The organism is Brevundimonas mediterranea (genome assembly GCF_014196125.1).
Classification (GTDB): Bacteria; Pseudomonadota; Alphaproteobacteria; order Caulobacterales; family Caulobacteraceae; genus Brevundimonas; species Brevundimonas mediterranea.
This window is the reverse complement of record NZ_JACIDA010000001.1, coordinates 1,079,753-1,103,813: the sequence shown is the minus strand read 5'-3', so window position 1 is coordinate 1,103,813 and position 24,061 is coordinate 1,079,753. Positions and strand designations below refer to the sequence as shown.

Sequence of the window (24,061 nt, the reverse complement as noted above, 5' to 3'; positions counted from 1 at the left end):
GAATGAAATTCCGTATTTTCCGTTCTGCCGAAGACCAGACCGGCGCCGGCGCTGCCGATCCGACCGAATCCGTTCGCATGGGCGGCCAGGTCTTGCCCGAAGCCACGTCCTCCAAAGCCGCCTCCGCCGTGGAAGCCCGCCTTGAAGACGCCACGCCTGTGAGCGGCCCGACCGTGGTCGCCACTCCGCCGACCGGTCCGATCAAGATCGCGGCGCGTGACGTCTCCGTCTTCTATGACGGCAAGCAGGCGCTTTATGACGTCTCGCTGGATATTCCGGACAAGACGGTCACGGCCCTGATCGGCCCTTCGGGCTGCGGCAAGTCGACCTTCCTGCGGACCATGAACCGCATGAACGACACGATTGCGGGCTGCAAGGTCACCGGCCGCATCGCGATGGACGACGAGGACATCAACGATCGGTCCATCGACCCGGTCCTGTTGCGCGCCCGTGTCGGCATGGTGTTCCAGCGCCCGAACCCCTTCCCGAAATCCATCTACGAAAACGTCGCCTACGGCCCCAAGATCCATGGGCTGGTCAGCGCCAAGTCCGAGATGGACGGCGTGGTCGAAAGCGCCCTGAAGCGCGCCGGCCTGTGGGAAGAGGTCGCCGACCGCCTGCAGTCGTCGGCCATGGGGCTGTCGGGTGGTCAGCAGCAGCGTCTGGTCATCGCCCGCGCCATCGCGGTGAACCCCGAAGTCATCCTGATGGACGAGCCCTGCTCGGCCCTGGACCCCATCGCCACCGCGCGGATCGAGGAACTGATCGACGAACTGCGTGAGCGGTTCTGCATCGTCATCGTCACCCACTCGATGGCCCAGGCTGCACGGGTTTCGCAGCGCACCGCCTTCTTCCACATGGGTCGTCTGGTCGAGACCGGCGACACGGAAGACATCTTCCAGAACCCGCGTGAGCGGCGCACCCTGGACTACATCACGGGACGCTTCGGCTGATGAACCAGCACACGGTCAAGGCTTATGGCGACGAGCTGAACCAGATCACGGCCGAGGTCGCCCGCATGGGCGGCCTGGCCGAGGCCCAGGTCTCGGACGCCATCGATTCCGTCGCCCGGCGGGACGTGGCCTTGGCGCGCGCCGTCGTGGATCGCGACCTGAAGCTTGACGCCCTGCAACGGGATATCGAGCGCAAGGCCATCCGTCTGATCGCCCTGCGCCAACCGGTCGCCAGCGACCTGCGTCGGACCCTGGGCGCCATGAAGATGGCGTCAGACCTGGAACGCACAGGCGACCTGGCCAAGAACATCGCCAAGCGGGCGCTGATCCTGGCGGAAGCCGAGCCGATGCAGCCCCTGACGCGTTCGATCGAACGGATGGGCCGTCTGGTTTCGACCCGTCTGCGCGACGTTCTGGACGCCTACACTGCTTCCGAGCTCGATCGCGCCGTGGCTGTCTGGCAGACAGATGACGAGGTGGACGAGCATTACAACGCCATGTTCCGCGAATTGCTGACCTACATGATGGGCGACCCGCGCACGATCGGCGCCTGCACCCATCTGTTGTTCATGGCAAAGAACCTGGAACGGATCGGCGACCACGCGACCAATATCGCCGAGACCGTCCACTACGAGATCACCGGCGACGACATGGTGGGCGAGCGTCCGCGCGCCCTGCCGGGCGCGGAAGACGAGACCTCGACGCCCAACTTGACGACCAACTCGCACTAAGCCGAGACTGGAGACCTGAAGTGCAGCCCTATATTCTTGTGATGGAAGACGAGGACGCGCTGGCGACCTTGCTTCAGTACAATCTCGAGAAGGAAGGTTACGACGTCGCCGTCGCTTCCGACGGCGAAGAGGGCATGCTGCAGATCGACGAGCGTCAGCCCGATCTGGTCCTGTTGGACTGGATGCTGCCCAAGCTCTCGGGGATCGAGGTCTGCCGCCGTATTCGGGGCAAGGCCGAGACACGCAACCTGCCGGTCATCATGCTGACGGCGCGGGGCGAGGAAAGCGACCGGGTTCGCGGCCTGGACACCGGCGCCGACGACTATCTGACCAAGCCCTTCTCGATGGTCGAGCTGATTGCCCGCATCCGCGCCGTTCTGCGTCGCATCCGTCCGGGTCTGGCCGACGACCGGCTGAACCACGGCGACATCATCATCGACCGCGTCTCCCATCGGGTGAAGCGCTCGGGCCAGGAAGTGCATCTGGGCCCGACCGAGTTCCGACTGCTGGATCATTTCATGCAGCATCCGGGCCGGGTCTTCAGCCGCGAACAGCTGCTGGACGCCGTCTGGGGCTCGGACGTCTATGTCGAGGCACGCACCGTGGACGTCCACGTGGGCCGTCTGCGCAAGGCCCTGTCCATCGGCGACGACAGCGCCAACCCGATCCGCACCGTGCGCTCGGCGGGTTATTCGCTGGATCTGGAAGGCTAGATAAAAAAGGGGCGGCCGCATCGGCCGCCCCTTTTTCCATTCAAATCTGCTCGGCCACGATCTCGTCCGGCTCCAAGGCGTAGACGGTGGCGCAGTATTCGCAGGTGACGCGGATCTTGCCGTCGTCCTCGACCATGTCGCCACGTTCGGCGGGGTCGAAGGAAGCCAGGACCGAGGCGATGCGCTCCCTGGAACAACGACAGACGGCCGTCAGCGCCCGTGCGCCTTCCAGCCGCACGCCGTCTTCGTGGAACAGTCGGAACAGCAGGGTTTCAGGCGAAATGGTCGGGTCGATCAGTTCGTCGTCGCCCAGGGTGCCGAACAGGGCGCGGGTGCGGTCCCAGACCTCCTCGGTCGAGCCGCGCGCCTCGTCGCCGGCGATGATCTGGATCATCGCCCCGCCGGCGCGCCACTGTGATCCGGCCTCGGTCAGAACCTCGCCGACCGCCAGGCGGACCTTGGTCGGCACCTGTTCGGACTGCTGGAAATAGTGTTCGGCGCACAGCGACAGGCTTTCGCCCTCTATGGGCGTGATCCCCTGGGTGCGTTCGAAATCGGGGCCGCGATCCAGGGTCATGACGAAGACCCCCTGGCCCAGCAGGGTCTGGGCGCCGGGACGGGCGAACCCCTTGGACGCCTCGGCCACTTCGGCCTCGTCATAGCGGCAGTAGCCGCGCAGCGAGCCGTCCGTGCCGTAGTCGGCGACCACATAGCGCACCGGGCCGTCTCCCTGGGCCTGGACCATCAGGCGGCCGTCGAACTTCAGGCTGGAGCCGATCAGGGCCGCAAGCGCGCAGGCCTCGCCCAGCAGGGCGGCGACCGGCTCGGGATAGGCGTGGGCGGCCAGGATCTTGTCGATGGTCGCGCCCAGCCGGACCAGACGGCCGCGCACAGGCCAGCCCTCGATCTGGAAGGCGGCGGCCAGATCGTCGGAAACGGCGGATTGAGGCGCGTGATCGGTCACGGCAAGGTCCTTGAGCGGCGTCATTTCGGGATCGCGGCTATTTAGGCGCCCGAAGCCCCGTTGATAAGGGGGGGATGATCGGCCCCGAGTTTGCACACGGGCGTGACGGGCCGCAAACCCGCGCGCAAACCTCGAAAAACCTGTAGAATCCGCCTCGACAAACCCGGAGAAACCTCGAGAAATTGTCGAGGTCTGGACGCGAGGAACGGTCAATGCGCGAGAAACCTGTGCTGAAGCCCTTGGGCGAACAGTCCATCGTTGTCACCGGCGCGACCTCGGGCGTGGGGCTGGCGACGGCGCGACGCGCGGCGCGGGCCGGCGCGCGGGTGTTTCTGATCGCGCGGGGCGAAGGCGACCTGCGGGCCCTGTGCGAAGAGTTGCAGGCCCAAGGGGCGCGGGTGGCCTGGGCCGCCGCCGACGTGGCCGATCCGGAGGCGCTGAAGGCGGCGGTGGACAAGTGCGTGCGGCTGTTCGGCGGTTTCGACACCTGGGTCAACAACGCCGGGGTCGGGATGTTCGGGTCGATCCGCGAGACCCGGCTGGAGGATCAGCGCCGCCTGTTCGAGACCAACTATTGGGGCGTGGTCAATGGGTCTCTGGCGGCGGCGGAGCATCTGCGGACGCGGCCGGGCGGCGCGGCGATCATCAATGTCGGCTCGATCCTGTCGGACCTGCCGCTGCCGGTGCAGGGCGTCTATGCGGCGTCCAAACATGCGGTGAAGGGGTTCACCAACGCCCTGCGGATCGAACTGTTGCGCGAGCAGGCGCCCGTAACGGTCAGCCTGGTCAAGCCCGGCGCGATTGATACCCCCTACAGCCGTCACGCCCGCAACCTGACCGGCCAGGCGGCGCATAATCCCCAGCCGGTCTATGCGACCCATGTGGTCGCCGACACCATCCTGTATTGCGCCACCCATCCGATCCGCGAGATCACGGTCGGCGGGGGAGGGCGCGTCATCGCGTCTTTCTACTCAGCCTTGCCGGGGATTGCGGAACCTCTTCTGGCGCGGTTCGCTCCATCTTTGATGCGGGACCGCCGTTCCGCCTATCGGCCGTATGACGACGGGCTCTATGACCCGACTGAGGACGGCCTCGATGAAGAGGTTCACTATCCCATGGTCCGTAATTTCAGCGCCCTGGCCGAAGTCCGCAAACATCCCGGCATCACCGCAGGCAGTCTGGTCGCCCTTGCCGTCGGCGCGGCTGCGGTTCTGTATCTGACGCAACGCAGCGGCCCGACCCGCTATCAGCGCATCCGGACCCGCATCGATCCGCGCGGCTGGGTCGATACTGCCGACCTGCGCGACCGGTTCCATGACGCCGTCGACGCCTTCCGTTATCGTGCCGAAGAAGCAGGCGAGCGGGCGGGCGAGTTCTCGCGCGACGCCGGCCACCGCGCCTCGGACGCCGTGCATGACGCGCGCGAGCGTGCGGATGAAATGTTCCGCTCGGCCCGCAAGGGCTCCAGGAAGGCGCTGAAGAAGCACGGCAAGACGGCGCGTCGTTATGCTGACGACGCAGGAACCTATGCCCGCGATCACGCCCGCGAGGGTGGGGCGCTGTTGGCCGTGGCCACCATCGCCGCCGCTGTCGGCGCGGCCGTTCTGGAAAGCCGCCGCCCGGACAGCCACGTGCGCCGGATCGCACGCTTCTGATATTTCTTGCCGCCCGCCGTGACGAAATTCACGGCGGGCGGCAAGGTTTAAGCGAAACTGAGCCCCTTCATCAGCAAGGCTCGGCTTTGCTGCGGCGGCGAAGGCCGCTAAGACGCCGCCCATGAGCGCGCGCCCCACACTGATCTTCGACTTCGATTCGACTCTGGTCGGGTTCGAGACCCTTGAAGCCTTGGCCGATATCGTCTTGGCGGGATCGCCCGAGGCCGATCAAGTCCGGGCTCAGATCGCAAATCTGACAGACAGGGCCATGTCCGGTGAAATCGCATTCGGCGAGGCGCTACGCCGTCGCCTGGCCCTGCTGCCCCTGACCCGCGCCCATGTCGCGGCCCTGGCGGAGACGGCGCCGGATCATCTGACCGCCTCGGTGCGGCGCAATCTGAACTTCTTCCAGCAGAACAAGGGCAAGGTGATCATCATGTCCGGCGGCTTCCGCGAGGTGATCGCCCCGGTGGCCGAGATGCTGGGTGTGTCGCCCGACAGGGTGCTGTGCAACGACCTGGTCTATGACGCCGAGGGGCGGGTGACTGGAGTCGATGACGCCAATCCCCTGTCGCAGGCCGACGGCAAGCCCGCCGTGATCCACAGCCTGAACCTGTCTGGGCGCGTGGTCATGGTCGGCGACGGCTGGAATGACGCGGAGGTCAAGCTCGCCGGCGCCGCCGACGCCTTCTACGCCTTCACCGAGGTCGCCCGCCGCGCGCCGGTGGTCGAGGTCGCCGACGCCGAGGCCGCATCGCTGGACGAGGTGCTGCACGCCGAGGGCCTGGTCGGCCGCTGGTCCTTCCCGCGCAGCCGGATGAAGATGCTGCTGCTCGAGAACATCCACCCCGCCGCCGTCGAACGGCTGGAGGAGGCCGGCTATTCGGTCGAGACGGTCAAGGGCGCCCTGGACGAAGACGACCTGATCGCCGCCATCAAGGGCGTCCATGTGCTGGGCATCCGCTCCAAGACCACGGTCAGCCGCCGGGTGCTGGAGGAGGCCGACCGGCTGATGGCGGTCGCCGCCTTCTGCATCGGCACCAACCAGATCGATCTGGACGCCGCTTCGGACCATGGGGTCGCGGTGTTCAACGCCCCCTATTCCAACACCCGTTCGGTGGTGGAGTTGGCCATCGGCCTGATGATCGTTCTGATGCGCGACGTGGTGGACAAGTCCGCCGCCATGCATGTCGGCCAGTGGAACAAGTCGGCGACCGGATCCAAGGAACTGCGCGGCAAGACCCTGGGCATTGTCGGCTATGGCGCCATCGGCAGCCAGTTGTCGGTGCTGGCCGAGAATCTGGGGATGCGGGTGCTGTTCTATGACCTGTCGGAACGGCTGGCCCTGGGCAACGCCCGGCGGATGCGGTCGCTGGACGCCCTTTTGGCCGAGAGCGACGTCGTGACCCTGCACGTCGACGGGCGTCGCGAGAATTCCAACATCTTCGGCGCGGCCCAGTTCGCCCGAATGAAGGAGGGCGCGCTGTTCCTGAACCTGTCGCGGGGTCATGTGGTCGACGTCGGCGCCCTGGCCCAGGCCATGGGGTCGGGCAGGGTCGCGGGGGCGGCGGTGGACGTCTTCCCCGAGGAGCCGCGCACCAACTCGGATCCGTTTGAAAGCCCGCTGCAGGGGATGAAGAACATGATCCTGACCCCGCACATCGGCGGATCGACCGAGGAGGCCCAGGAGGCCATCGCCGAGTTCGCGGCCGAGCGCCTGCTGGGCTATCTGAACCGGGGCGACACCACCTTCAGCGTCAACCTGCCGAACGTGCAACTGGCCGAGGTGTCGGGCGCGCACCGTATTCTGCACATCCACAAGAACCAGCCGGGCGTGTTGGCCGAGCTGAACCGGGCCCTGGCGGCGGCGGGGCTGAACATCTTGGGTCAGCATCTGAAGACGGATGAGCGCACCGGCTATGTCATCACCGACGTGGACCGCGACTACGACCCCGAGGCGCTGCGGACGTTGAAGACCGTGCCGGGAACGCTGAAGTTCCGCACCCTGCACTGACGGAACGACCCGTTATCTTCCGAAGGCTGACGTAACGGCATCTTGCGCTCGCCGCAGAGTGGCGCATCCTCCCGGGTAACGGCCGCGATACACGACGGCTGTGGGAGGAAATACATGTCACGCTATCTCACCGGCGGCGCAGTCGCCGCCCTGGTCGTCGCCGCCTGCGCCTTTGCGGCCTCGGCCTCGGCCCAGACCTACAACCGCCTGGTCGTGTTCGGCGACAGCCTGAGCGACAACGGCAATCTGTATCTGGCTTCGGGCGGGACGCAGCCGCCCAGTCCCCCCTATTTCCAGGGGCGTTTCTCGACTGGTCCGGTCTTCACCGAACTGCTGGGCTTCAACGCGGTCAATTTCACCGGCTCCGTCAGCGGCAGCATCAACTACGCCTTCGGCGGCGCGCGCACAGACGCCTCGGCCGGCCCGCCGCCCGGCATGCTGACCCAGCTGGCCGCCTACACCAGCCGGGGCGGGACCTTCGGGTCCAATGACCTGGTCAGCGTTCTGGGCGGGGCGAACGACATCTTCCAGGGACTGCCCGCCGCCGGTGCATCGGCAAGCCCGGTCGGCGCCATCACACCGGTCGCGACGTCGGCCGCCGCCAACATCAACAGCCTGGTCAACAGCGTCGCCGGCGCGGGGGCGGGGACCATTCTAGTCACCAACCTGCCCAAGCTCAGCCTGACGCCGCAGTTCCGCGGCACGGCTGCGGCGCCCTTAGCCGACTATGCGGTTACGACCTTTAACTCGAGCCTGCTGACGGGTTTGAACACGACCGCGGCAGCGCGTCCCGGCAGCAACATCATCCTGATGGACCTGTTCAAGATCGGCGACACACTGGCCGCCAATCCCGGGCAGTTCGGCATCACCAATGTCACCCAGGCCTGTTTCAACGGGGTGACGGTCTGTTCGAACCCCAGCAGCTATTTCTACTTCGACGGGGTTCATCCCACGGCAGCCGGGCATCAGATCATCGCCCGTCTGGCGACCGACTATCTCTACTACGGCGACATCGGGTCCCAGGCGGCCTTGCAGGGCGAAACCACCTTCCGGCACCGCGAGGACGCCCTGGATGCGGCGAGCGAAGCCCTGTCCGGTCGTGAAGCTTGGGAGGCGGGCGTCGCGATCACAACCTCGGCCATGGTCGACAGCGTGGACACGGATGCGCGGGGGGCGGTTACTGAATCGTCCAGCGACGGCTGGGGCGGTCGGATTGCGCTTGAGGCGGGACCGTCGGCGAACTGGCGGTTCGGCATGGCCGGCACGGCGCGCAAGACCGATGTCGAAAGCCAGGCCCTGACGTTCAACGTCGAAAGCTTCGGCCTGGACCTGTATGGGGGCTGGCGCTCCGGTGACCTGTTCGTAAATGCGGCGGTCGGGGTGGCGCGCGACAATATCGACGACATCGAGCGCGTCACCAGCCTGGCGCCCATCGTCCACACGGCCGAGACCCGCGCCTTCAGCACGGGCGCTCGGCTGCAGGGCGGGATGTGGTTCGACATGGGGGGCGTGGCCCTCTCGCCCCGTGCGGCCGTGACCTGGGCGACCAGCGACGTCGACGGCTATTGGGAGCAGGGCGTCGCCGCCCAGTACGAATATGAAGACCGCGAGATGAAGGCCATCAGCGGCGAAGTGGCGCTGCGGGCCGAGGCGGAGATGGGCGGGTTCGGCCTGTTCGCCGAGGGCGGCTATCGCGACGCCCTGGACGACAGTTCCGACCCGGTGCGCGTCGGCCTCTACAACAACCCGGCGCAGGTGCTGGAGCGGGAGGTCGAGGATCCGTTCGGCGGCCAGTTCCTGGCCTCGGCCGGGGTCGAAGGCTCAGTGGGGCCGGTCAAGGTGACGATCGCCTATCGCGGCCGATACGGCGAACACGCCGACAGCCATATGGGCGGCGTTCAACTGCGGCTGCCGTTGTAAGAGGGAAGGCGGGGAAGGGGCCTCAGCGCCCCTTCTTGCGCACCCACATGGCGGCGTCCGCCTCGGTCAGCCAGATTTCGGGGTCGGTGTGGCCGTCCCAGGCGCGCACGCCGAACGAGCCGCCCAGCGGCGTCTGCTGGCCGTTCCAGACGAAGCCCTCGGTCTTCAGCGCCTCGGCCAGCTGGCGCGCCTTGGCCCGGCCTTCCTCGACGCCGGCGTTCAGCATCAGCAAGGCGAACTCGTCACCGCCCAGCCGACCCACGGCGTCCGATTCGCGCAGGTGCCCCAGCAGCATCCGCGCCACGGCCACCAAGGCGGCGTCGCCCGCGGCGTGGCCCATCCGGTCGTTGACCCCCTTGAACCCGTCCATATCCAGATAAAGCAGCACCGCCGGCACGCCGTGGCGCTGGCAATAGGCCATGGTCCGCTGCAGGGCGGCGACGAAGCCGCGGCGGTTCAGGGCCGGGGTCAGGACGTCGTGGTCGGCCGCCGCCTCGGCCGCAGCGGCGCGCTGTTTCCAGGCGTCCAACTCGGCGCGCAGGCGCGCGATCTCGGCGGTCAGGTCGTGTTCGGCCACGTCGGTCACGGCGCAGGCTGGCTCCGGCGGCGCGACTCAACCGGACGCGCGATAAACCGATGTTAGAGGCTGAACGGCCGAGATTGAAGGCGGAGCCGTAGCGAAACCCGCCGTAAACACGGGCTGTTTCGGTTGCGGGCGTCCGCCGCGTGCTGTAACGGGCGGCCTTTCCGCGAGGGGCCTTGAAGATATGGCGACTTCCGCAACGCCGGTGGCGATCATCATGGGCAGTCGTTCGGACTGGCCGACGATGAAGCTGGCCGCCGACAAACTGGATCAGTTGGGCGTCGCCTGGACGGCCAAGGTCGTCAGCGCGCACCGCACTCCCCAACGCCTCGTCGAGTTTTCGACCGGCGCCAAGGCGGCGGGTTTCAAGGTCATCATCGCCGGGGCCGGGGGCGCCGCCCACCTGCCGGGCATGGCCGCCTCGATGACCGAGCTGCCGGTGCTGGGCGTGCCGGTCCAGTCCAAGGCCCTGAAGGGCATGGATAGCCTGTTGTCCATCGTACAGATGCCCGCCGGGGTTCCGGTCGCCACCCTGGCGATCGGCGAGGCGGGCGCCGCCAACGCCGGCATTCTGGCCGCTCAGATCTTGGCGCTGTCGGACGAAGCCCTGGCGGCGCGTCTGGCCGCCTTCCGCGCCGCCCTGACGGATTCCGTCGCCGAAACCGTCGAGGACTGAGTGCCCACGCTTCCGCTCCCCCCCGGTTCGACCCTCGGCATTCTCGGCGGCGGCCAACTGGGCCGGATGCTCAGCCAGGCCGCCGCGCGCCTGGGTTTTGACGTGGTCATCCTGGATCCGGAACCCGACAGCCCGGCGGGCCGGGTCTCCACCGCCCAGATCGTCGCCGCCTATGACGACCCCGAGGCCCTGACGGCCCTGGGCCGGGCCGCCGACGTCGTGACTTTCGAGTTCGAGAACGTGCCCGCCGCCTCCATCGAACGCCTGGCCGAGGCCGGCGCCCTGGTCGCGCCCGGACCGACCGCCCTGCGCGTGTCGCAGGACCGGGTGGAGGAAAAGACCTTCCTGAACGCCGTCGGCGCTCCGACAGTCGAGTTCGCTGTGGTCGATACGCTGGATGATCTGATCCTCGGCCTGACGACCCTGGGTCTGCCCGCCCTGCTGAAGACTCGCCGCGAAGGCTATGACGGCAAGGGCCAGGTCTGGATCCGCACTCTGGAGGAGGCCCCCGCCGCGCTGGAAAGCCTGGGCGGCCGCCCGGCCATTCTGGAGGCCAGGGCGAGCTTCGTGCGCGAACTGTCGGTGATCGCCGCCCGCGACTGGGACGGCCATATGGCGGTCTATCCGCTGGGCGAGAACCGGCACGAGGGCGGGGTGCTGCGCACCACCCTGGCGCCGGCCACAGTGGACGAGAAGACCCAGGTCCGCGCCCGCGCCATCGCCGAAGCCATCCTGGACGGGCTGGACTATGTCGGGGTTCTGGGGGTCGAACTGTTCGATATTCCGGTTGCGGGCGGCGACGACGTGCTGCTGGTCAACGAGATTGCGCCGCGCGTCCACAACACCGGCCACTGGACCCAGGACGGCTGCGTCTGCGACCAGTTCGAACAACATATCCGCGCGGTGGCCGGATGGCCTCTGGGGCCGACGTCGGCTCACGCCCGCGTCGAGATGAAGAACCTGCTGGGCGACGAGGTCGAGCAGTGGCGCGCCCTGGCCGGCAAGTTGGACGAGCGGCTGCACCTGTACGGCAAGGCCGAGGCCCGTCCCGGCCGCAAGATGGCCCATGTGAACCGCGTGCTGGGCGCAGTCTGAAACAATGCGGGCGAAGCGCCGCAGCTAGGACGAAAGGTCCGGGCGGGGCGGCTTGCATTCCGGGCGTCGCGGGTCGATCTGGACATGGTGATGTCTTCCCCTGCCATAGTGATCATCGGCGCCGGCGTGCTGGGCCTGAGTACGGCCTTCGAGCTGACGCGACGCGGCCATAGGGTGACTGTGGTCGACCCCGGCGGACCCAACGCCTCGCGGGTGGCGGCGGGCATGGTGGCGCCGGCCATGGAGGCGGCGATCGACGATGTCTCGCCGGACCGGGCGGCGCTTCTGCGTGCGGGACGCGATCTGTGGCCCGCCTTCGCCCAGGCGTCCGGCGTGGCCTTCGCGCGGCGTCCGGCCGAATGGCGCGGCGGAGACGTGGACGCCATGGCGGCGCGGCTGAAGACCCTGGGTTTCGAAGCCCGCCGCGACGGTGATCGGGTGATCACGGACGAGGACGGTCAGATCCAACCGGAACAGGCGATGGCGGCCCTACGCGACGCGCTGGGCGACGGGATCATCCAGGGGCGTGTGATCCGGTTGACCGCCCAGTCCGACGGCTGGACCATCGAACTGGACGATCAGACGCTGGCGGCCTCGGCCGTCGTGCTGGCGACAGGAGTCGGCGACGCGATTCCGGGTTCGCCGGAGGCGACGCGGACCTTGGTCGAGAACGTCCAGCCGATCCGGGGGCAGATCGGGGTGGCCAAGGCGGATCTGGCGTCCCACGCCTTGCGCGGGCCGGGGGCCTATGTCGCGCCTATGACCGGCGGAGCGGTCATAGGCGCGACGATGGAGCCGGGACGCCGCGACACCGTGCCCGACGCGGCTGTCGGCGAACGCCTGCTTGAGGCGGCCTGGCGGGTGCTGGGGCGCCCGCCCGAACCGCTGGACATCGAATGGCGCGCCGGGGTGCGCGGGGCCTCGCCGGACGGGTTGCCGATGGCGGGCCCGGCGCCGGACGGCGCAGGTCTGTTTCTGGCCTTGGCGCCGCGTCGCAACGGCTGGCTGCTGGCGCCGATGGTCGGGGCCGTCGTGGCCGATGCGATCGAGGGGCGGGCGCCGTCGCCCGCAGCCCGCGCCCTCGATCCTCGACGGTTCTAGTCCGCCATCGCGAAACGGACGGTGAAGTTGACCGTCGCCCCGTCCACCGCGCGGCCGTCAACCGTGCGGGGGTTCATGCGGAAGTCCCGCGTCAGGCTCATGGCCGCCCGGCCGAAGCCCTGGCCGTTCGGGGTTTCGCCAGCGACGCGGCAGGCGGTCAGGCCGCCGTCGATGCGCACGACGCAAGAGAGGCTCGCGGAGCCTGACAGGCCATTCTCGGCCGCGCGCGTCGGATAGGCCCGCGCCATCTGCGCCGCCGACGGACGGCTGGCCCAGGTCGGGTTGTTGATGACCGAGACGGCGCGGATCGGCGTTTCCGTCGTCGCCGTGCCGCCTTGGACGCCGGTTGGGGCCGTGCTGACGACCAGACCCGGGGTCGTGTCGACGACAGGGACGTCCGGCGCGGCGAAGGGCGAGGGCTCCGTCGTCGGGAAGACCACCGGCGGCTTGTGGGTCGGATTTTGCGGCGCGGGCGGCGCCTTGGCCTCGACCTTCGGCAGGGGTTTCGGACGCGGCAGGTCCAGGGTGACGATGGTCGGCGGCGGCGCCGGCGGAGCGACGTCGGGCGCCTTCAACTGGAACCGCTGGTTATAGAGCACCACGCCGGCGCCGACATGGGCCAGGACCGACAGGCCGATGGCCGCCCACATCCAGCGCGGCAGTGGTTTTTTGCGTTCCCCGAAGTCGATGGGGCTGACGGCGCCGGGACCCCCGGCGGCACGGATCATCATGACTGCACTCCCTCGTTCACCGCCCCCGCAGCGCCCGTAACAGAAAGTGAGCGCTCAGGTTGTGGCGGCTTTGCGGCGAAGATATGCGGTTCGACAAACGTCGATCATGGGTCGGCTGTTAACGCTGTCGTTAACGATTAACGGTTGATTAACCACGTTCGACGACCCTCCGCTTGTCATGGGCGTCAGAGCGATTCCATCTTCCGGCGGGGTAGAGGCGGCCATTCAGCGCGCCTCGACCGCCGTGGGAGTCGATTACGACTTCCTGGTCAAGACGGCGCGGCGCGAGAGCGCCATGAACCCGTCGGCCAAGGCGCCCACCTCGTCGGCGGCAGGCCTGTTCCAGTTCATTGAACAGACCTGGCTGGGGACGGTCAAACAGCATGGCGCCCAGCACGGCTACGGCCAGTACGCCGATCTGATCCACCGGGGATCTGACGGACGCTGGCGGGTCGAGGGATCGGCGCGCAATGTGGTGCTGGACCTGAGATTTGATCCGCACGCCGCCTCGGTCATGGCGGCGGAGCTGACGGCGTCCAACGCGGCCTATCTGCGTGGCCGCACCGGCAAGGAGCCGGGAGCCGGAGATCTGTACGCCGCCCACTTCCTGGGTCCGGCGGGCGCGGCAAGTCTGATGAACGCCCTGGACCGCAATCCGGGCGCCAGCGCCGTCGCCCTGTTCCCCGATGCGGCCCGGGCCAACCGCAGCATCTTCTACAAGAACGGGCGGGCGGCCACGGTGTCCGAAGTCCATGCCAATCTTCAACGCTCGGCGGGCGACGGCGCGCCGGCGGCCGGGGCAGGGGATGTGCGGTTCCCAACCCCCGAATTGAGTGGCGGCGACCAGGTTCTGGCGGCGCGGATGGATCGGCTGAAGCAGGATCAGGGCATCCTGGCCCTGCTTCTGGGCCAGGACGGATCGAGCGGAAGCGGGTTCGGCGGCGCCTTTTCGCCGAACGGCGGGGAAACGACCTGACCGCCGCCCGGTCTCTCCATAGTAAACCGGCCGTTAAGCATGGCAGTCTCATGATATCGGACACGCCCGATTCCCTGACGAGCCGTCCATGACCGCCCACCGCGCCCGACTGACCGAAATGGACATCCAGCGCCTGGTGAAGGCGGCCGATGACGATGAACGCGCGGAGGCGGCGCACAAGCTGTGCCGCAATATGGATCGCGCCGATCTGGATGACCGGGACCGGCAGGCGGCGCAGAAGATCGTGCGGCTGTTGGCCAATGACGCGGCCGAACTGGTGCGTCGGGCCATGGCCGTGACGCTGAAGGCATCGGACCTGATCCCCAATGACATCGCCCGCCGGCTGGCGGCGGACGTGGACAGCATCGCCCTGCCGATCATCGGCGCTTCGCCGGCCTTCAGCGACGAAGACCTGATCGAGATCGTGCGCGGGGGCGCGGCCTTGCGTCAGGTCGCCGTCGCCGGTCGACCGCGCGTGTCGCGCGACGTGGCCCAGGCGCTGGCGGACGAAGGCTGTGAACAGGCGGTCAGAGCCCTGGCGGCCAATGACAACGCAGACCTGTCGGAACGCGCCCTGGGGGCGATCGTCGATCGTTTTCCGGACTCGGCCGAGGTGGTGACATCCGTCGCCTATCGCCAGGTGCTGCCGCTGCATATCACCGAGCGCCTGATCGAACTGGCCAGCGAGACGGTGCGCGAACATCTGGTCTCGCGGCATGCGATGGCGCCCGAGACCGCCATTCGCCTGGCCCAGTATGCACGTGAGCGAGCCACGGTGGACCTGGTGGATCAGGCCGCGAGCAGCGCGGACCTGGGCGCCTTCATGGCGCAGTTGAACCTGCGCAAGGCGTTGAACGCCTCGCTGCTGCTGCGTGGACTGGCGCGGGGACAGATGGCGATGTTCGAGCACGGTCTGGCTGAACTGGCCAATACGCCGCATCATCGGGCCTGGCTCATGATCCACGATGCGGGGCCGCTAGGGCTCAAGGCGATCTACGATCGGGCCGGCCTGCCGCCACGGCTGTTCCAAGCCTTCCGCGCGGGGGTCGACACCTGGCGCGCCCTGTCGGCCGAGGGGGTGGATACGGCGAGCGAGGTCTTCCGCCAGCGCATGTTGGAACGGTTCCTGACCCAGAGGCCGAACGTCCTCCGCGACGACCTGGCCTATCTGATGGAGCGGCTGGACCAGGCGCCCGTCCGCCCCGCAAGGATCGCCGCCACCGCCGCTTGAGTCCTGGGGTACAGCAAAGAAAAGGCCCGCCTGACGGCGGGCCTTTTCATTTTTGGAGAGGGCTGAAGCTCAGCGCGCCTTGTGTTCGGCGACCTTGGCTTCCAGGGATTCAGCCAGGATGCGGCCGGTCGGGTTTTCGTCGGTCTTCACCTGGTCGCGAACCACGGCGCGGATGGCGTCGATATGGGCGTCGATAATGATCAGGGGTGCGTTCTGGCGGGCGCCGGCGTCGTCCAGCAGGCGGCAAAGCGAACCGGCGATACGAGTCACCAGCGGGTATTCATACGTCGTTCCCAGCCCCTTCAGGTCATGGGCGCGGAAGTACAGGGCCTCGGCGGTCTCTGCGTTCAAGCCCTGTTCACGGACGTCGGCCTGGGCCTTGTCCAGCTTGACGATCTCGTCGTTCAGCCACTGTCCGAACTGGGCGGACATGGCCTTCAGCGCTTCCTCCGCCCGTGCGATGGCGTCGGCGTTGATGCCGAAACCGCCGCCGACCTTCGTGCGAAGGGGGGGCGTGGGGCGAATGACGTGCGCCGGGTCGCTCATGGGAGACTCCATAGAAATTTCGGCGAAGCTTATCCGCGCGCCCTTAAGAAGGGGTATAGGGGCGGTCGTCAGTTGGCGAACTGCTCGGCCATGACCCGCTCGTCGAACGACCGGCCTGCGTCAAACAGCATGGTCAGGGCGACGTCGCGGCGTTCACGCACCTCGACCCGCGCCACGCGCCGAACTTCGAAATTGTCGGCCGTGGCGGAGACCGGCCGCTTGTCCGGCTCCAGCACGTCGAACCGCACCTTGGCGCCGTGGGACAGCAGGGCGCCGCGCCAGCGACGGGGACGGAAGGCGCTGATCGGGGTCAGTGCCAGAATACGGGCGTCCAGAGGAATGATTGGGCCGTGGGCCGACAGATTATAGGCGGTGGATCCGGCCGGGGTCGCCACCAGGCATCCGTCGCACGACAGCTCTTCCAGCCGCACCCGGTCATCGACCGTGATCTTCAGCTTGGCGCTCTGGCGGGTCTGGCGAAGCAGGGAGACCTCGTTGATGGCCAGACCCGTATGGACCTCGCCGCTCTCGGTCCAGGCGTCCATCTGCAGCGGGTGGATCACAGTGCGTTCAGCGGCGACCACGCGAGCGATCAGATCGTCCTCGTCATAGTCGTTCATCAGAAACCCGACCGAACCGCGGTTCATGCCGTACACCGGGGTGCGACGACGCAGGTTGGCGTGCAGGGTCTCCAGCATCTGTCCGTCGCCGCCCAGGGCGACGATGACGTCGGCCTCTTCTTCCGGGACGGCGCCGTAGCGCGCGATCAGACCCTGGCGCGCCGCCTGGGCCTCGGGGCGGTCGCTGGCGGTGAAGGCCAGGGCGGGGACGGGCGGAGTCGGGTTCACGCGCGAACGTGAGCCTCAGCTTGGCGCCGAAGTCAAACGGTCGCGAATCTTTCCATCATCTGGCGGAAGGCGCGGGCTGCGGAATGACTGTTCATAGGCGTGGCGGACCAGCCGCCGTCGCCGGGCAGGCCATCGGTCAGCTTGCGCAGTTCGGCCAGGACGGAGGCGAAAACCGCCCTGTCCAGGCCCACTGCGGTGCACGCCAGATAAAGGGGTTCTGCGGTCGACGAGTGAATCGCGGCCCGGACCTGGGCGGGGCTGAATCCGCCCAACTGGCCCAGAGCCTGTTCGAACAAACCGTATCGCTGCTCGCGCAGGGCGCGGATGAGGATGCCGGGACGCAGTTGGCCGGCCGCCTGCAGCTTGTCGACCAGGCGACGCTCCATTTCCTGGCGTTCGCGATCCTCGGCGTTGCGGCCGTTCGGCAAGGGGCGCCAGACCGGGATGCGTGACGCCTTTGCGGACGCTTCCCGCACGGCGGCGTTCAACAGCCGATCGTCGATCTGGAAACGTTCGCCGATCGACTGGCGCAGGGCCTGGCCGACCCATTGGTACAGTTCCTGCGCCAGGGACTCGCTGAGCCTGGGATGGCGCGCCAGGGGCGCGCGCAGTCCGGCGATACGGCGGGAGTGTTCGACCAGGCGTTGCATGGCGGCCTCGCCAATCTCGGCGCTGCGGTTGGAGGCCAGGGCGGTCATGGTGACAGGATCCGCGCGGTCCAGAATGGCGTCCACGACGCCGCCCGACAGATTGGGGCGGCGGGCCACGGCGATCTGGTGTTCCAGCGTGGTCTCGACCAGGACGCGGATCAGGGCGGCGTCCTTCAGCAGGGGGCTGGCCGCGATGACCGGGGCGGCGATGTCGATTTCGTCCAGCGCCAGCATATCGATCAGCGCCGGCGGGGCCCAGTCGGCGTGAGCCAGGCGTTCGGACAGCTGCCTGCGAATCTCGTGCTCGGCCTGGGCGGCCAAGGTCAGGAAGATCTCGCCGAGCGCGATCGGCAAGGGCGTGGCGGGCGCGGCGCTTTCACACAGGGCGATGACGCCCATCAACAGGCGGTGACGATCGTCTGGAGCCTTGCTGCGAGCTAGATCGACAAGATCCTGCGGCGACAGATCTCTGTCCGTTCTGGACGAGGTCCTCAGTTGAACGACAGCGGACACGGCGACTCCCGGACGCAGCAAACTCTCGCGATCATCATGGGTCTGCGGCGTGAAGACGCGGTTAACGGAATCTGAAACGTGACGGTTAACCCCCTGCGGACTGGGCCTTCAGCCGCTTGACGGATCGAGGACGGAGGGAGACGCTGAAGCAAAGCCCAGCAGAGGCCCTGCCATACAGGAGGAACCCATGGCCGACGGCGCCCATCCCGCATTGAAATCCCGCGTGTCCGAGGCCGAATGGCAGGTGCGTGTCAATCTGGCCGCCCTTTATCGCCTTGTGGCGCTGAACGGGTGGGACGACATGATCTTCACCCACATCTCGGCCCGCGTGCCCGGCCCCGAGCATCATTTCCTGATCAATCCCTACGGCTATTATTTCGACGAGATCACCGCCTCCTCGCTGGTGAAGGTCGATCTGGAGGGGAACGTCGTTCAGGAGACGACCGACTTCATCAATCCGGCCGGCTTCACCATCCATTCGGCGGTCCATGCGGCGCGCGAGGATGCGAAATTCGTCATCCACCTGCATACGGTCAACGGGGTCGGAGTGGCCGCCCAGCAGCATGGATTGCTGCCTATCAGTCAGAACGCGTGTTTACTACAGCATCAGGTTGCGTATCATGGGTATGAGGGATTGGCCCTGAACCTTGACGAACGCGAACGTCTGGTGGCCGACCTCGGGGACAAGTCACTGATGCTGCTGAGAAATCACGGCACTCTGGCGGTCGGGGAGACGGCGGCGCAGGCATGGATCGGGATATTCTTCCTCGAGAGGGCCTGCGCGCAGCAGGTGGCCGCCCTGTCGGGCGGCCGCGAACACGTGCTGATTGCGCCGGACCAAGCCCAGTCCGAAACCAGGGAACAGGGGCGAGGCATCAGCTTCGTTTCGTCCCTGGCCTGGCCGGGCGCCCTGCGTCAGCTGGATCGGAAGTCGCCCGGCTACGACGCCTGAGGTGCGGCGGGGCGTTCGGCGCCCTGGCGGCCGTCGTCGGCCTGTGCGGAGGTCTTCTGGCCGAGGAGGCCTTCGCCGGGGCCTGGACCCAGCCCAGGGGCCGGGGACAGGCGATCGTCAAATACGACGACATGCGCGCCGAAACGGGCTTCGATCCCTCAGGCGAAGAGCAGCCGCTGGAGGCTGACCGCACCGACACGACGCTGGGTCTGTTCGCCGAATACGGGCTGACAGATCGTCTGACCCTTCAACTGAGGGTCGATTGGCAGCGGGGGGAAGACGCCTTCGTCGACTATGAAGGGCGCGGGCCGGTCGAGATCGGGGCGACCTGGCAGGTCTGGCGCGACGATCACAATGCCGTCAGTCTCTATGGCGGATACGCTCAAGCAGGCGAGGGGCGCAACGCAGGCTACGCCTCGCCGGGCGTCGGCGAATACGACTGGGAGGCGCGGGCTTCAGCGGGTCGATCGTTCGGCGGGGCCGGGGCCCGGTGGGGCATGGATCAGTCCTTCGTCGAACTGCAGGTCGCTCGCCGGCTGCGCGACGGTCTGCCTGATGAAACCCGTGTGGACGCTACGCTGGGCGGGCGTATCGGGGGCCAGTGGCTGGTGATGGGCCAGGCTTTCGGCGGCGCGGCGGACGGCGGCGCACGCTGGTTGTCCCTTGAGGCGTGCGTGGTGCGCGACATGGGCGGCTGGAGCATCCAGGCCGGTTGGCGCCAGACGGTCGCGGGTCGGGAGACGGCCATAGCCCGTGGACCGGTTGTGGCGATCTGGCGCAGGTTTTGAACGTAATCCCTGCGACGGATTTCAGCGTAGGCGACGTTACCAATAGGTAATGTTGCGCATGGCGGAGAGAAGCCGCTAAGCGTGCGCGTCCTCTGAATTGAAAGACCGTTGCGTGATAAAACGCCACTTCTTCCTGATCGCCGCAGCGGTTCTGCTGGGGCTGATGGTGCTTGCCGCTGTGCTGAAAGTCGCTTTCGCAGACGATGATGCGGGCGGCCCGCCAGGCGGGGGAAGGCGCGGAGGCCAGCAGGTGTCCGAAGCCACGGTGTCCCAGCGGTCGTTTTCGGACCAGATCCGCGTCCTGGGCGTGGCGCGGGGACAGCGATCGGTCAACATCACCTCGTCCACCACTGAACTGATCACCCGCGTTCTGTTCACCGACGGCCAGACTGTGTCGGCAGGCGCGCCCCTGGTCGAACTGCAGGCCCGAGAAGAGGACGCGGACATCATCGAAGCCCGCGCCAACGTCGCCCAGGCCCAACGCGAGTATGACCGCTACAAGGCCCTGGCGGATCGGGGGGTCGCCCCTCAGGTGCTGCTTGAACAGGCTGAGACGGCGCTGGAGACGGCGCGCGCCTCGTTGCAGGCGGCGCAGGCGCGTCGCGGCGACCGGGTCATTCGTGCGCCCTTCGCCGGGACCCTGGGCCTGACCACGGTGACGCCGGGCACGCTGATCAATCCGGGCGCCGTCATCGCGACCCTGGACGACACATCGACCATCCGCGTCGACTTCCCTCTGCCTGAGCGGTATCTGGATGTGCTGAAAGCCGGAGCGCCGATCACGGCGACGGCCGACGCCTATGGCGAAACGCCGTTCCAGGGGCGGATCGCCCTGATCGACACGCGCGTGAACGAGACCACCCGCGCCGCCACGGCCCGCGCCCAGTTTCCCAATCCCGGCGGTCGTATCCGCCCCGGCATGCTGCTGCGCGTCGTGGTCCAGCAGGGGCAGCGCCAGGCGCCGGCCGCGCCCGAATCCGCCGTCCAGTACGAAGGGGCGGGCGCCTTCGTCTATCGCATCGCCGCCGGGGCCGAGGGCTCGACCGCCCAGCGGGTCGAGATCGTGGCCGGCGCCGTCGAGAACGGCTTCGTCGAGATCCTTTCGGGCGTTGACGTCGGCGACCGGATCGTCGGCTCGGGCCTGAACCGGATCCAGCCGGGGGCGCCCGTCAGCGTTCCTCGCGCCCAAGGCCAGCGGGCCGCCGCCCGATGATGCTTTCCGATGTCTCGGTCCGGCGTCCTGTCTTCGCGGCGGTCGCCGCCATCGTCCTGTGCGTGATCGGGGCCGCCGCCTTCTTCTTCCTGCCCGTGCGCGAACTGCCGGACGTCGATCCGCCCATCGTCTCGGTCAACACCAGCTACGCCGGCGCCTCGGCCGAGGTGATCGAGAGCCGGATCACTGAGCCCATCGAGCAGCAGATCGCCGGCATCCAGGGCGTCGAACGCATCAACTCGACCAGCCGCGACGGCCGGTCGAACGTGAACATCGAGTTCTCGCTGGACCGCAATATCGACGACGCCGCCAATGACGTGCGCGACCGGGTCAGCCGCGTCGTGGGCCGCCTGCCGGATCAGGCCGACCCGCCGGAAGTGGCCAAGGCGGATTCCGACAGCCAGCCCATCATCATCGTCTTCCTGCGCTCGACGACGATGAACCGGCTGCAGCTGACCGACTACGCTGACCGCTATCTGGTGGATCGGATGGCGACGGTGCCGGGCGTGGCCCAGGTCAACATCTATGGCGAGCAACGCTATTCGATGCGCATCTGGCTGGATTCCGCCGCCATGGCCGCGCGCGGGTTGACGGTCAACGACGTCGAGACGGCCCTGACCAGTCAGAACGTGGAACTGCCCGCCGGCTCGCTGGAATCGACTGACAAGGACTATACCGTCCGGGTGGCCCGCACCTACGCCCGGCCTGATGATTTCCGCCAACTGCCCATCGGCACGCGGGGGTCCGCCTCCGCCTCGGCCGCCGTGGCGACCGGCGCGGGCAGCGGCTCTTCCGCCATCATCCAGGGCCAGCCGACCTATGTGACCCGCCTGGGCGACATCGCCCGGGTCGAGGAGGCGCCCGAGGAGCCGCGTCGTCTGTTCCGCGGCAACAGCATGGACCAGATCGGTTTGGCGGTGACCCGCCAGGCCCAGTCGAACGACCTGGCCATCTCGGACGGCGTCCACAAGATGATCGACGAGATCCGGCCCAGCCTGCCGCCGGGCGTGACGCTGGAGATCGGGTCGGACAACTCCGTCTTCACCTCACACGCCATCGACGAGGTCTGGATCACCATCGGCATCTCCATGGCCCTGGTGGCCCTGGTCAACTTCATCTTCCTGGGCAGTCTGCGCGCCGCCCTGATCCCGTCCATCGTGGCGCCCATCTGTCTGCTGGCGACCTTCATCGTCCTGGCGCCCCTCGGCTTCTCGCTGAACCTGCTGACCCTGCTGGCCCTGGTTCTGGCCATTGGCCTGGTCGTCGATGACGCCATCGTGGTGGTCGAGAACATCCAGCGTCGTCTGGACCATGGCGAGCCGCCGCTGGTCGCGGCCGAACGGGGCGCGCGCCAGGTCTTCTTCGCTGTCGTGGCCACGACCATCGTCCTGTTGTCGGTGTTCGCGCCCCTGCTGTTCCTGCCGGGCTATGTCGGACGGCTGTTCGTCGAGCTTGCAGCCGCCATCGCGGCGGCGGTGGCGTTCTCGGCCTTCCTGGCGCTGAGCCTGTCGCCGATGCTGGCGTCCAAGATCCTGAAGCCGGCGCATGGCGGCGGCTGGGTCGCGCGCCGGGTCGACTGGGGCATGGACCGACTGAAGACCTCCTATGGCCGGTCGCTGGACATGCTGCTGGGCAAGCGGATCGCCGTCATCGGCGTCGGGGCCCTGATCGTCCTGGTGGCGGCCGGAGCCGGGGGCATCTTCCTGGTCCTGCCCAATGAGCTGGTGCCGGATGAAGATCGAGGCCGGGTCTCGGTGCGTGTCGCCGGACCTGAGGGCGCGGGCTTCGACTATACCCGCAAGATCATGATGGGGCTGGAACCCCTGCTGGCCGAATACAAGAACAGCGGCGAGGCGGATTCCTATCTGGTTTCGGCGCCCGGCTTCGGCGGCGGCAGCTTCAACTCGGGCAACGGCGTCCTGGTCCTGTCCGACTGGTCCAAGCGGGACCGCACCGCCGCCGAGATCGCCCAGGAGCTGAACGGCAAGCTGCGCGGCCAGACGGACGCCCAGGTCAACGCCTCGACCCCCGGCGCCTTCCAGCGGGGGGGCGGCAACTCCAACTCGGTTGAACTGATCGCCACCGGGACCGATTACCAGCAGATCTACAACTGGCTTCAGCCCCTGCTGGCGGCGGCCCAGGCCAATCCCGGTTTCTCGCGTCCGCGCCTGAACTACGAACCCAATTCGCCGCGCCTTCTGGTCGATGTCGATCCGCAGAAGGCCGCGGCGCTCGGCGTCTCGTCCCAGTCCATCGGGCGGACGCTGGAGACCATGTTCGGGTCGCGCACCGCCACCACCTATATCAAGGGCGGTCAGGAGTATGACGTCATCCTGCAGACCGACCGGGACAACCGCCGCGAAGTGGCGGATCTGGAAGCGCTTTATGTCGCGACCGGCGCGGGCCAACTGGTGCCTCTGTCGGCGGTGGTGACGACCAAGACCTCGGGCGACACGCCGGATCGCCGGCGCCTGGATCGCCAGCGGGCCATCTCGCTTCAGGCCGATCTGAACCCCGGCATGACCATCGACGATGCGATCCAGTTCCTCAGCGCCGAGGCGGCCAGACAACCGACGGGCGGGGTGATCACCCAGTGGGGCGGCGCCGCGCGCGATCAGCAGGAGGCGGGCGGCGCGGTGCTGGCGGCCTTCGGCCTGGCGCTGTTGCTGGTCTTCCTGGTGCTGGCGGCCCAGTTCGAGAGCTGGATCACCCCGGCGGTCATCATGCTGACGGTGCCGCTGGCGGCGGCGGGCGGTCTGTTCGGCCTGCTGATGGCCGGGTCCAGCCTGAACATCTACAGCCAGATTGGCCTGATCATCCTGATCGGGGTGGCGGCCAAGAACGGCATCCTGATCGTGGAGTTCGCCAACCAGTTGCGCGACCAGGGGCGGTCGATCCGCGAGGCGATCATTGAGTCGTCGTCGCTTCGCCTGCGGCCGATCATCATGACCTCCATCGCCACCGCCTTCGGCGCCCTGCCGCTGGTGCTATGGCAGGGGGCGGGCGCCGGCAGCCGTCAGACCATCGGCGTGGTGATCTTCACGGGCGCCATCTTCGCCACCGTCCTGACCCTGTTCGTCGTGCCTGTGATCTATGGCGTCCTGGCGCGCTTCACCAAGTCGCCGGAATGGACCGCCCGCAAGATCGAGGAGTGGGAGGCCCAGGAGATGCGCGAGGGCGGACCCAAGCCTATCGAGGAAGGCTGAAG

At 67.7% G+C, this 24,061-nt stretch carries 21 protein-coding genes; 15 read left to right on the top strand and 6 right to left on the bottom strand.

The window, feature by feature from the left end:
- The first annotated feature begins 2 nt into the window (after positions 1-2).
- The 3 genes from pstB to phoB are packed head-to-tail and all read left to right on the top strand — an operon-like array spanning position 3 to position 2,397.
- Positions 3-953 carry a phosphate ABC transporter ATP-binding protein PstB gene (pstB, locus tag GGR11_RS05580; RefSeq protein WP_183195750.1) on the top strand — a complete coding sequence of 317 codons (951 nt, stop codon included), beginning with the start codon at positions 3-5 and terminating at the stop codon, positions 951-953.
- A complete protein-coding gene (phoU, locus tag GGR11_RS05575) occupies positions 953-1,684 on the top strand; it encodes a phosphate signaling complex protein PhoU (protein WP_183195749.1) in 732 nt (243 codons plus the stop codon). Before pstB ends, phoU begins: the two co-directional genes overlap by 1 nt.
- Positions 1,685-1,704: 20 nt before the next feature.
- Positions 1,705-2,397 (top strand): phosphate regulon transcriptional regulator PhoB, encoded by a 693-nt coding sequence (phoB, locus tag GGR11_RS05570; protein ID WP_035307610.1) that lies wholly within the window; start codon positions 1,705-1,707, stop codon positions 2,395-2,397.
- Positions 2,398-2,437: 40 nt separating this feature from the next.
- Here phoB and GGR11_RS05565 read toward each other — a convergent pair whose 3' ends face one another.
- A complete protein-coding gene (locus GGR11_RS05565) occupies positions 2,438-3,361 on the bottom strand; it encodes an Hsp33 family molecular chaperone (RefSeq protein WP_343051083.1) in 924 nt (307 codons plus the stop codon).
- 212 nt (positions 3,362-3,573) lie between these two features.
- On the opposite strand from GGR11_RS05565, the gene GGR11_RS05560 reads away from it, so the two are divergent.
- The 3 genes from GGR11_RS05560 (at position 3,574) to GGR11_RS05550 (ending at position 8,950) form a co-directional block, all read left to right on the top strand.
- Positions 3,574-5,016 (top strand): SDR family oxidoreductase, encoded by a 1,443-nt coding sequence (locus tag GGR11_RS05560; RefSeq protein WP_183195747.1) that lies wholly within the window; start codon positions 3,574-3,576, stop codon positions 5,014-5,016.
- Positions 5,017-5,137: 121 nt separating this feature from the next.
- Positions 5,138-7,030: a phosphoglycerate dehydrogenase gene (gene serA / locus GGR11_RS16995; protein WP_183195746.1), complete on the top strand. Its 1,893-nt coding sequence runs from the start codon at positions 5,138-5,140 to the stop codon at positions 7,028-7,030.
- 114 nt (positions 7,031-7,144) lie between these two features.
- Complete coding sequence (locus tag GGR11_RS05550; RefSeq protein WP_183195745.1) at positions 7,145-8,950, top strand: autotransporter domain-containing protein; 1,806 nt, start codon at positions 7,145-7,147, stop codon at positions 8,948-8,950.
- Between the two features lie 22 nt (positions 8,951-8,972).
- Here GGR11_RS05550 and GGR11_RS05545 read toward each other — a convergent pair whose 3' ends face one another.
- Complete coding sequence (locus tag GGR11_RS05545) at positions 8,973-9,536, bottom strand: diguanylate cyclase (RefSeq protein WP_183195744.1); 564 nt, start codon at positions 9,534-9,536, stop codon at positions 8,973-8,975.
- A 181-nt stretch (positions 9,537-9,717) separates the two neighbouring features.
- On the opposite strand from GGR11_RS05545, the gene purE reads away from it, so the two are divergent.
- The 3 genes from purE (at position 9,718) to GGR11_RS05530 (ending at position 12,405) form a co-directional block, all read left to right on the top strand.
- On the top strand, positions 9,718-10,209 hold the full coding sequence (gene purE, locus GGR11_RS05540; protein ID WP_008263824.1) for a 5-(carboxyamino)imidazole ribonucleotide mutase: 492 nt from the start codon (positions 9,718-9,720) through the stop codon (positions 10,207-10,209).
- Positions 10,210-11,304, top strand: a complete 1,095-nt coding sequence (locus GGR11_RS05535; RefSeq protein ID WP_183195743.1) for a 5-(carboxyamino)imidazole ribonucleotide synthase — start codon at positions 10,210-10,212, stop codon at positions 11,302-11,304.
- Between the two features lie 90 nt (positions 11,305-11,394).
- Entirely contained in the window at positions 11,395-12,405 is a 1,011-nt protein-coding gene (locus tag GGR11_RS05530) for an NAD(P)/FAD-dependent oxidoreductase (protein WP_246331571.1), read from the top strand.
- Here GGR11_RS05530 and GGR11_RS05525 read toward each other — a convergent pair.
- Positions 12,402-13,136 carry a TonB family protein gene (locus GGR11_RS05525; RefSeq protein WP_246331569.1) on the bottom strand — a complete coding sequence of 245 codons (735 nt, stop codon included), beginning with the start codon at positions 13,134-13,136 and terminating at the stop codon, positions 12,402-12,404. The genes GGR11_RS05530 and GGR11_RS05525 overlap by 4 nt on opposite strands.
- Before the next feature lie 178 nt (positions 13,137-13,314).
- On the opposite strand from GGR11_RS05525, the gene GGR11_RS05520 reads away from it, so the two are divergent.
- Both GGR11_RS05520 and spbR read left to right on the top strand, forming a co-directional pair.
- Positions 13,315-14,112, top strand: a complete 798-nt coding sequence (locus GGR11_RS05520) for a transglycosylase SLT domain-containing protein (RefSeq protein WP_183195741.1) — start codon at positions 13,315-13,317, stop codon at positions 14,110-14,112.
- An 88-nt stretch (positions 14,113-14,200) separates the two neighbouring features.
- Positions 14,201-15,343 carry a SpbR family protein gene (gene spbR / locus GGR11_RS05515; RefSeq protein ID WP_183195740.1) on the top strand — a complete coding sequence of 381 codons (1,143 nt, stop codon included), beginning with the start codon at positions 14,201-14,203 and terminating at the stop codon, positions 15,341-15,343.
- A gap of 69 nt (positions 15,344-15,412) precedes the next feature.
- On the opposite strand, the gene GGR11_RS05510 is transcribed toward spbR, so the two are convergent.
- From GGR11_RS05510 to GGR11_RS05500, 3 genes are all read right to left on the bottom strand, one after another.
- Positions 15,413-15,889, bottom strand: coding sequence for a hypothetical protein (locus GGR11_RS05510; RefSeq protein WP_008264077.1), 477 nt, complete (start codon positions 15,887-15,889; stop codon positions 15,413-15,415).
- Between the two features lie 68 nt (positions 15,890-15,957).
- Positions 15,958-16,737, bottom strand: coding sequence for an NAD kinase (locus tag GGR11_RS05505; protein WP_154725186.1), 780 nt, complete (start codon positions 16,735-16,737; stop codon positions 15,958-15,960).
- 32 nt (positions 16,738-16,769) lie between these two features.
- The gene (locus GGR11_RS05500) at positions 16,770-17,900 is read right to left on the bottom strand and encodes a DUF2336 domain-containing protein (RefSeq protein WP_287929685.1); all 1,131 of its coding nucleotides are present in this window, start codon (positions 17,898-17,900) and stop codon (positions 16,770-16,772) included.
- A 187-nt stretch (positions 17,901-18,087) separates the two neighbouring features.
- Between GGR11_RS05500 and GGR11_RS05495 the strand changes: the two genes are divergently transcribed.
- The 4 genes from GGR11_RS05495 (at position 18,088) to GGR11_RS05480 (ending at position 24,059) form a co-directional block, all read left to right on the top strand.
- Positions 18,088-18,852 (top strand): class II aldolase/adducin family protein, encoded by a 765-nt coding sequence (locus GGR11_RS05495; protein WP_008264051.1) that lies wholly within the window; start codon positions 18,088-18,090, stop codon positions 18,850-18,852.
- A 131-nt stretch (positions 18,853-18,983) separates the two neighbouring features.
- Positions 18,984-19,640 carry a hypothetical protein gene (locus tag GGR11_RS05490; protein ID WP_183195739.1) on the top strand — a complete coding sequence of 219 codons (657 nt, stop codon included), beginning with the start codon at positions 18,984-18,986 and terminating at the stop codon, positions 19,638-19,640.
- Positions 19,641-19,752: 112 nt separating this feature from the next.
- A complete protein-coding gene (locus GGR11_RS05485) occupies positions 19,753-20,853 on the top strand; it encodes an efflux RND transporter periplasmic adaptor subunit (protein WP_183195738.1) in 1,101 nt (366 codons plus the stop codon).
- Complete coding sequence (locus tag GGR11_RS05480) at positions 20,853-24,059, top strand: efflux RND transporter permease subunit (RefSeq protein ID WP_221205180.1); 3,207 nt, start codon at positions 20,853-20,855, stop codon at positions 24,057-24,059. The genes GGR11_RS05485 and GGR11_RS05480 overlap by 1 nt, the downstream gene beginning before the upstream one ends.
- Positions 24,060-24,061: the final 2 nt, after the last annotated feature.

Coding starts and splice junctions, on each gene's coding strand:
- GGR11_RS05490 (WP_183195739.1), top strand. CDS start 18,984: ATGCGCGCCGAAACGGGCTTCGATCCCTCAGGCGAAGAGCAGCCGCTG.
- GGR11_RS05520 (WP_183195741.1), top strand. CDS start 13,315: ATGGGCGTCAGAGCGATTCCATCTTCCGGCGGGGTAGAGGCGGCCATT.
- GGR11_RS05530 (WP_246331571.1), top strand. CDS start 11,395: ATGTCTTCCCCTGCCATAGTGATCATCGGCGCCGGCGTGCTGGGCCTG.
- GGR11_RS05480 (WP_221205180.1), top strand. CDS start 20,853: ATGCTTTCCGATGTCTCGGTCCGGCGTCCTGTCTTCGCGGCGGTCGCC.
- GGR11_RS05550 (WP_183195745.1), top strand. CDS start 7,145: ATGTCACGCTATCTCACCGGCGGCGCAGTCGCCGCCCTGGTCGTCGCC.
- serA (WP_183195746.1), top strand. CDS start 5,138: ATGAGCGCGCGCCCCACACTGATCTTCGACTTCGATTCGACTCTGGTC.
- purE (WP_008263824.1), top strand. CDS start 9,718: ATGGCGACTTCCGCAACGCCGGTGGCGATCATCATGGGCAGTCGTTCG.
- GGR11_RS05510 (WP_008264077.1), bottom strand. CDS start 15,889: ATGAGCGACCCGGCGCACGTCATTCGCCCCACGCCCCCCCTTCGCACG.
- pstB (WP_183195750.1), top strand. CDS start 3: ATGAAATTCCGTATTTTCCGTTCTGCCGAAGACCAGACCGGCGCCGGC.
- GGR11_RS05495 (WP_008264051.1), top strand. CDS start 18,088: ATGGCCGACGGCGCCCATCCCGCATTGAAATCCCGCGTGTCCGAGGCC.
- GGR11_RS05525 (WP_246331569.1), bottom strand. CDS start 13,136: ATGATGATCCGTGCCGCCGGGGGTCCCGGCGCCGTCAGCCCCATCGAC.
- phoU (WP_183195749.1), top strand. CDS start 953: ATGAACCAGCACACGGTCAAGGCTTATGGCGACGAGCTGAACCAGATC.
- spbR (WP_183195740.1), top strand. CDS start 14,201: ATGACCGCCCACCGCGCCCGACTGACCGAAATGGACATCCAGCGCCTG.
- GGR11_RS05560 (WP_183195747.1), top strand. CDS start 3,574: ATGCGCGAGAAACCTGTGCTGAAGCCCTTGGGCGAACAGTCCATCGTT.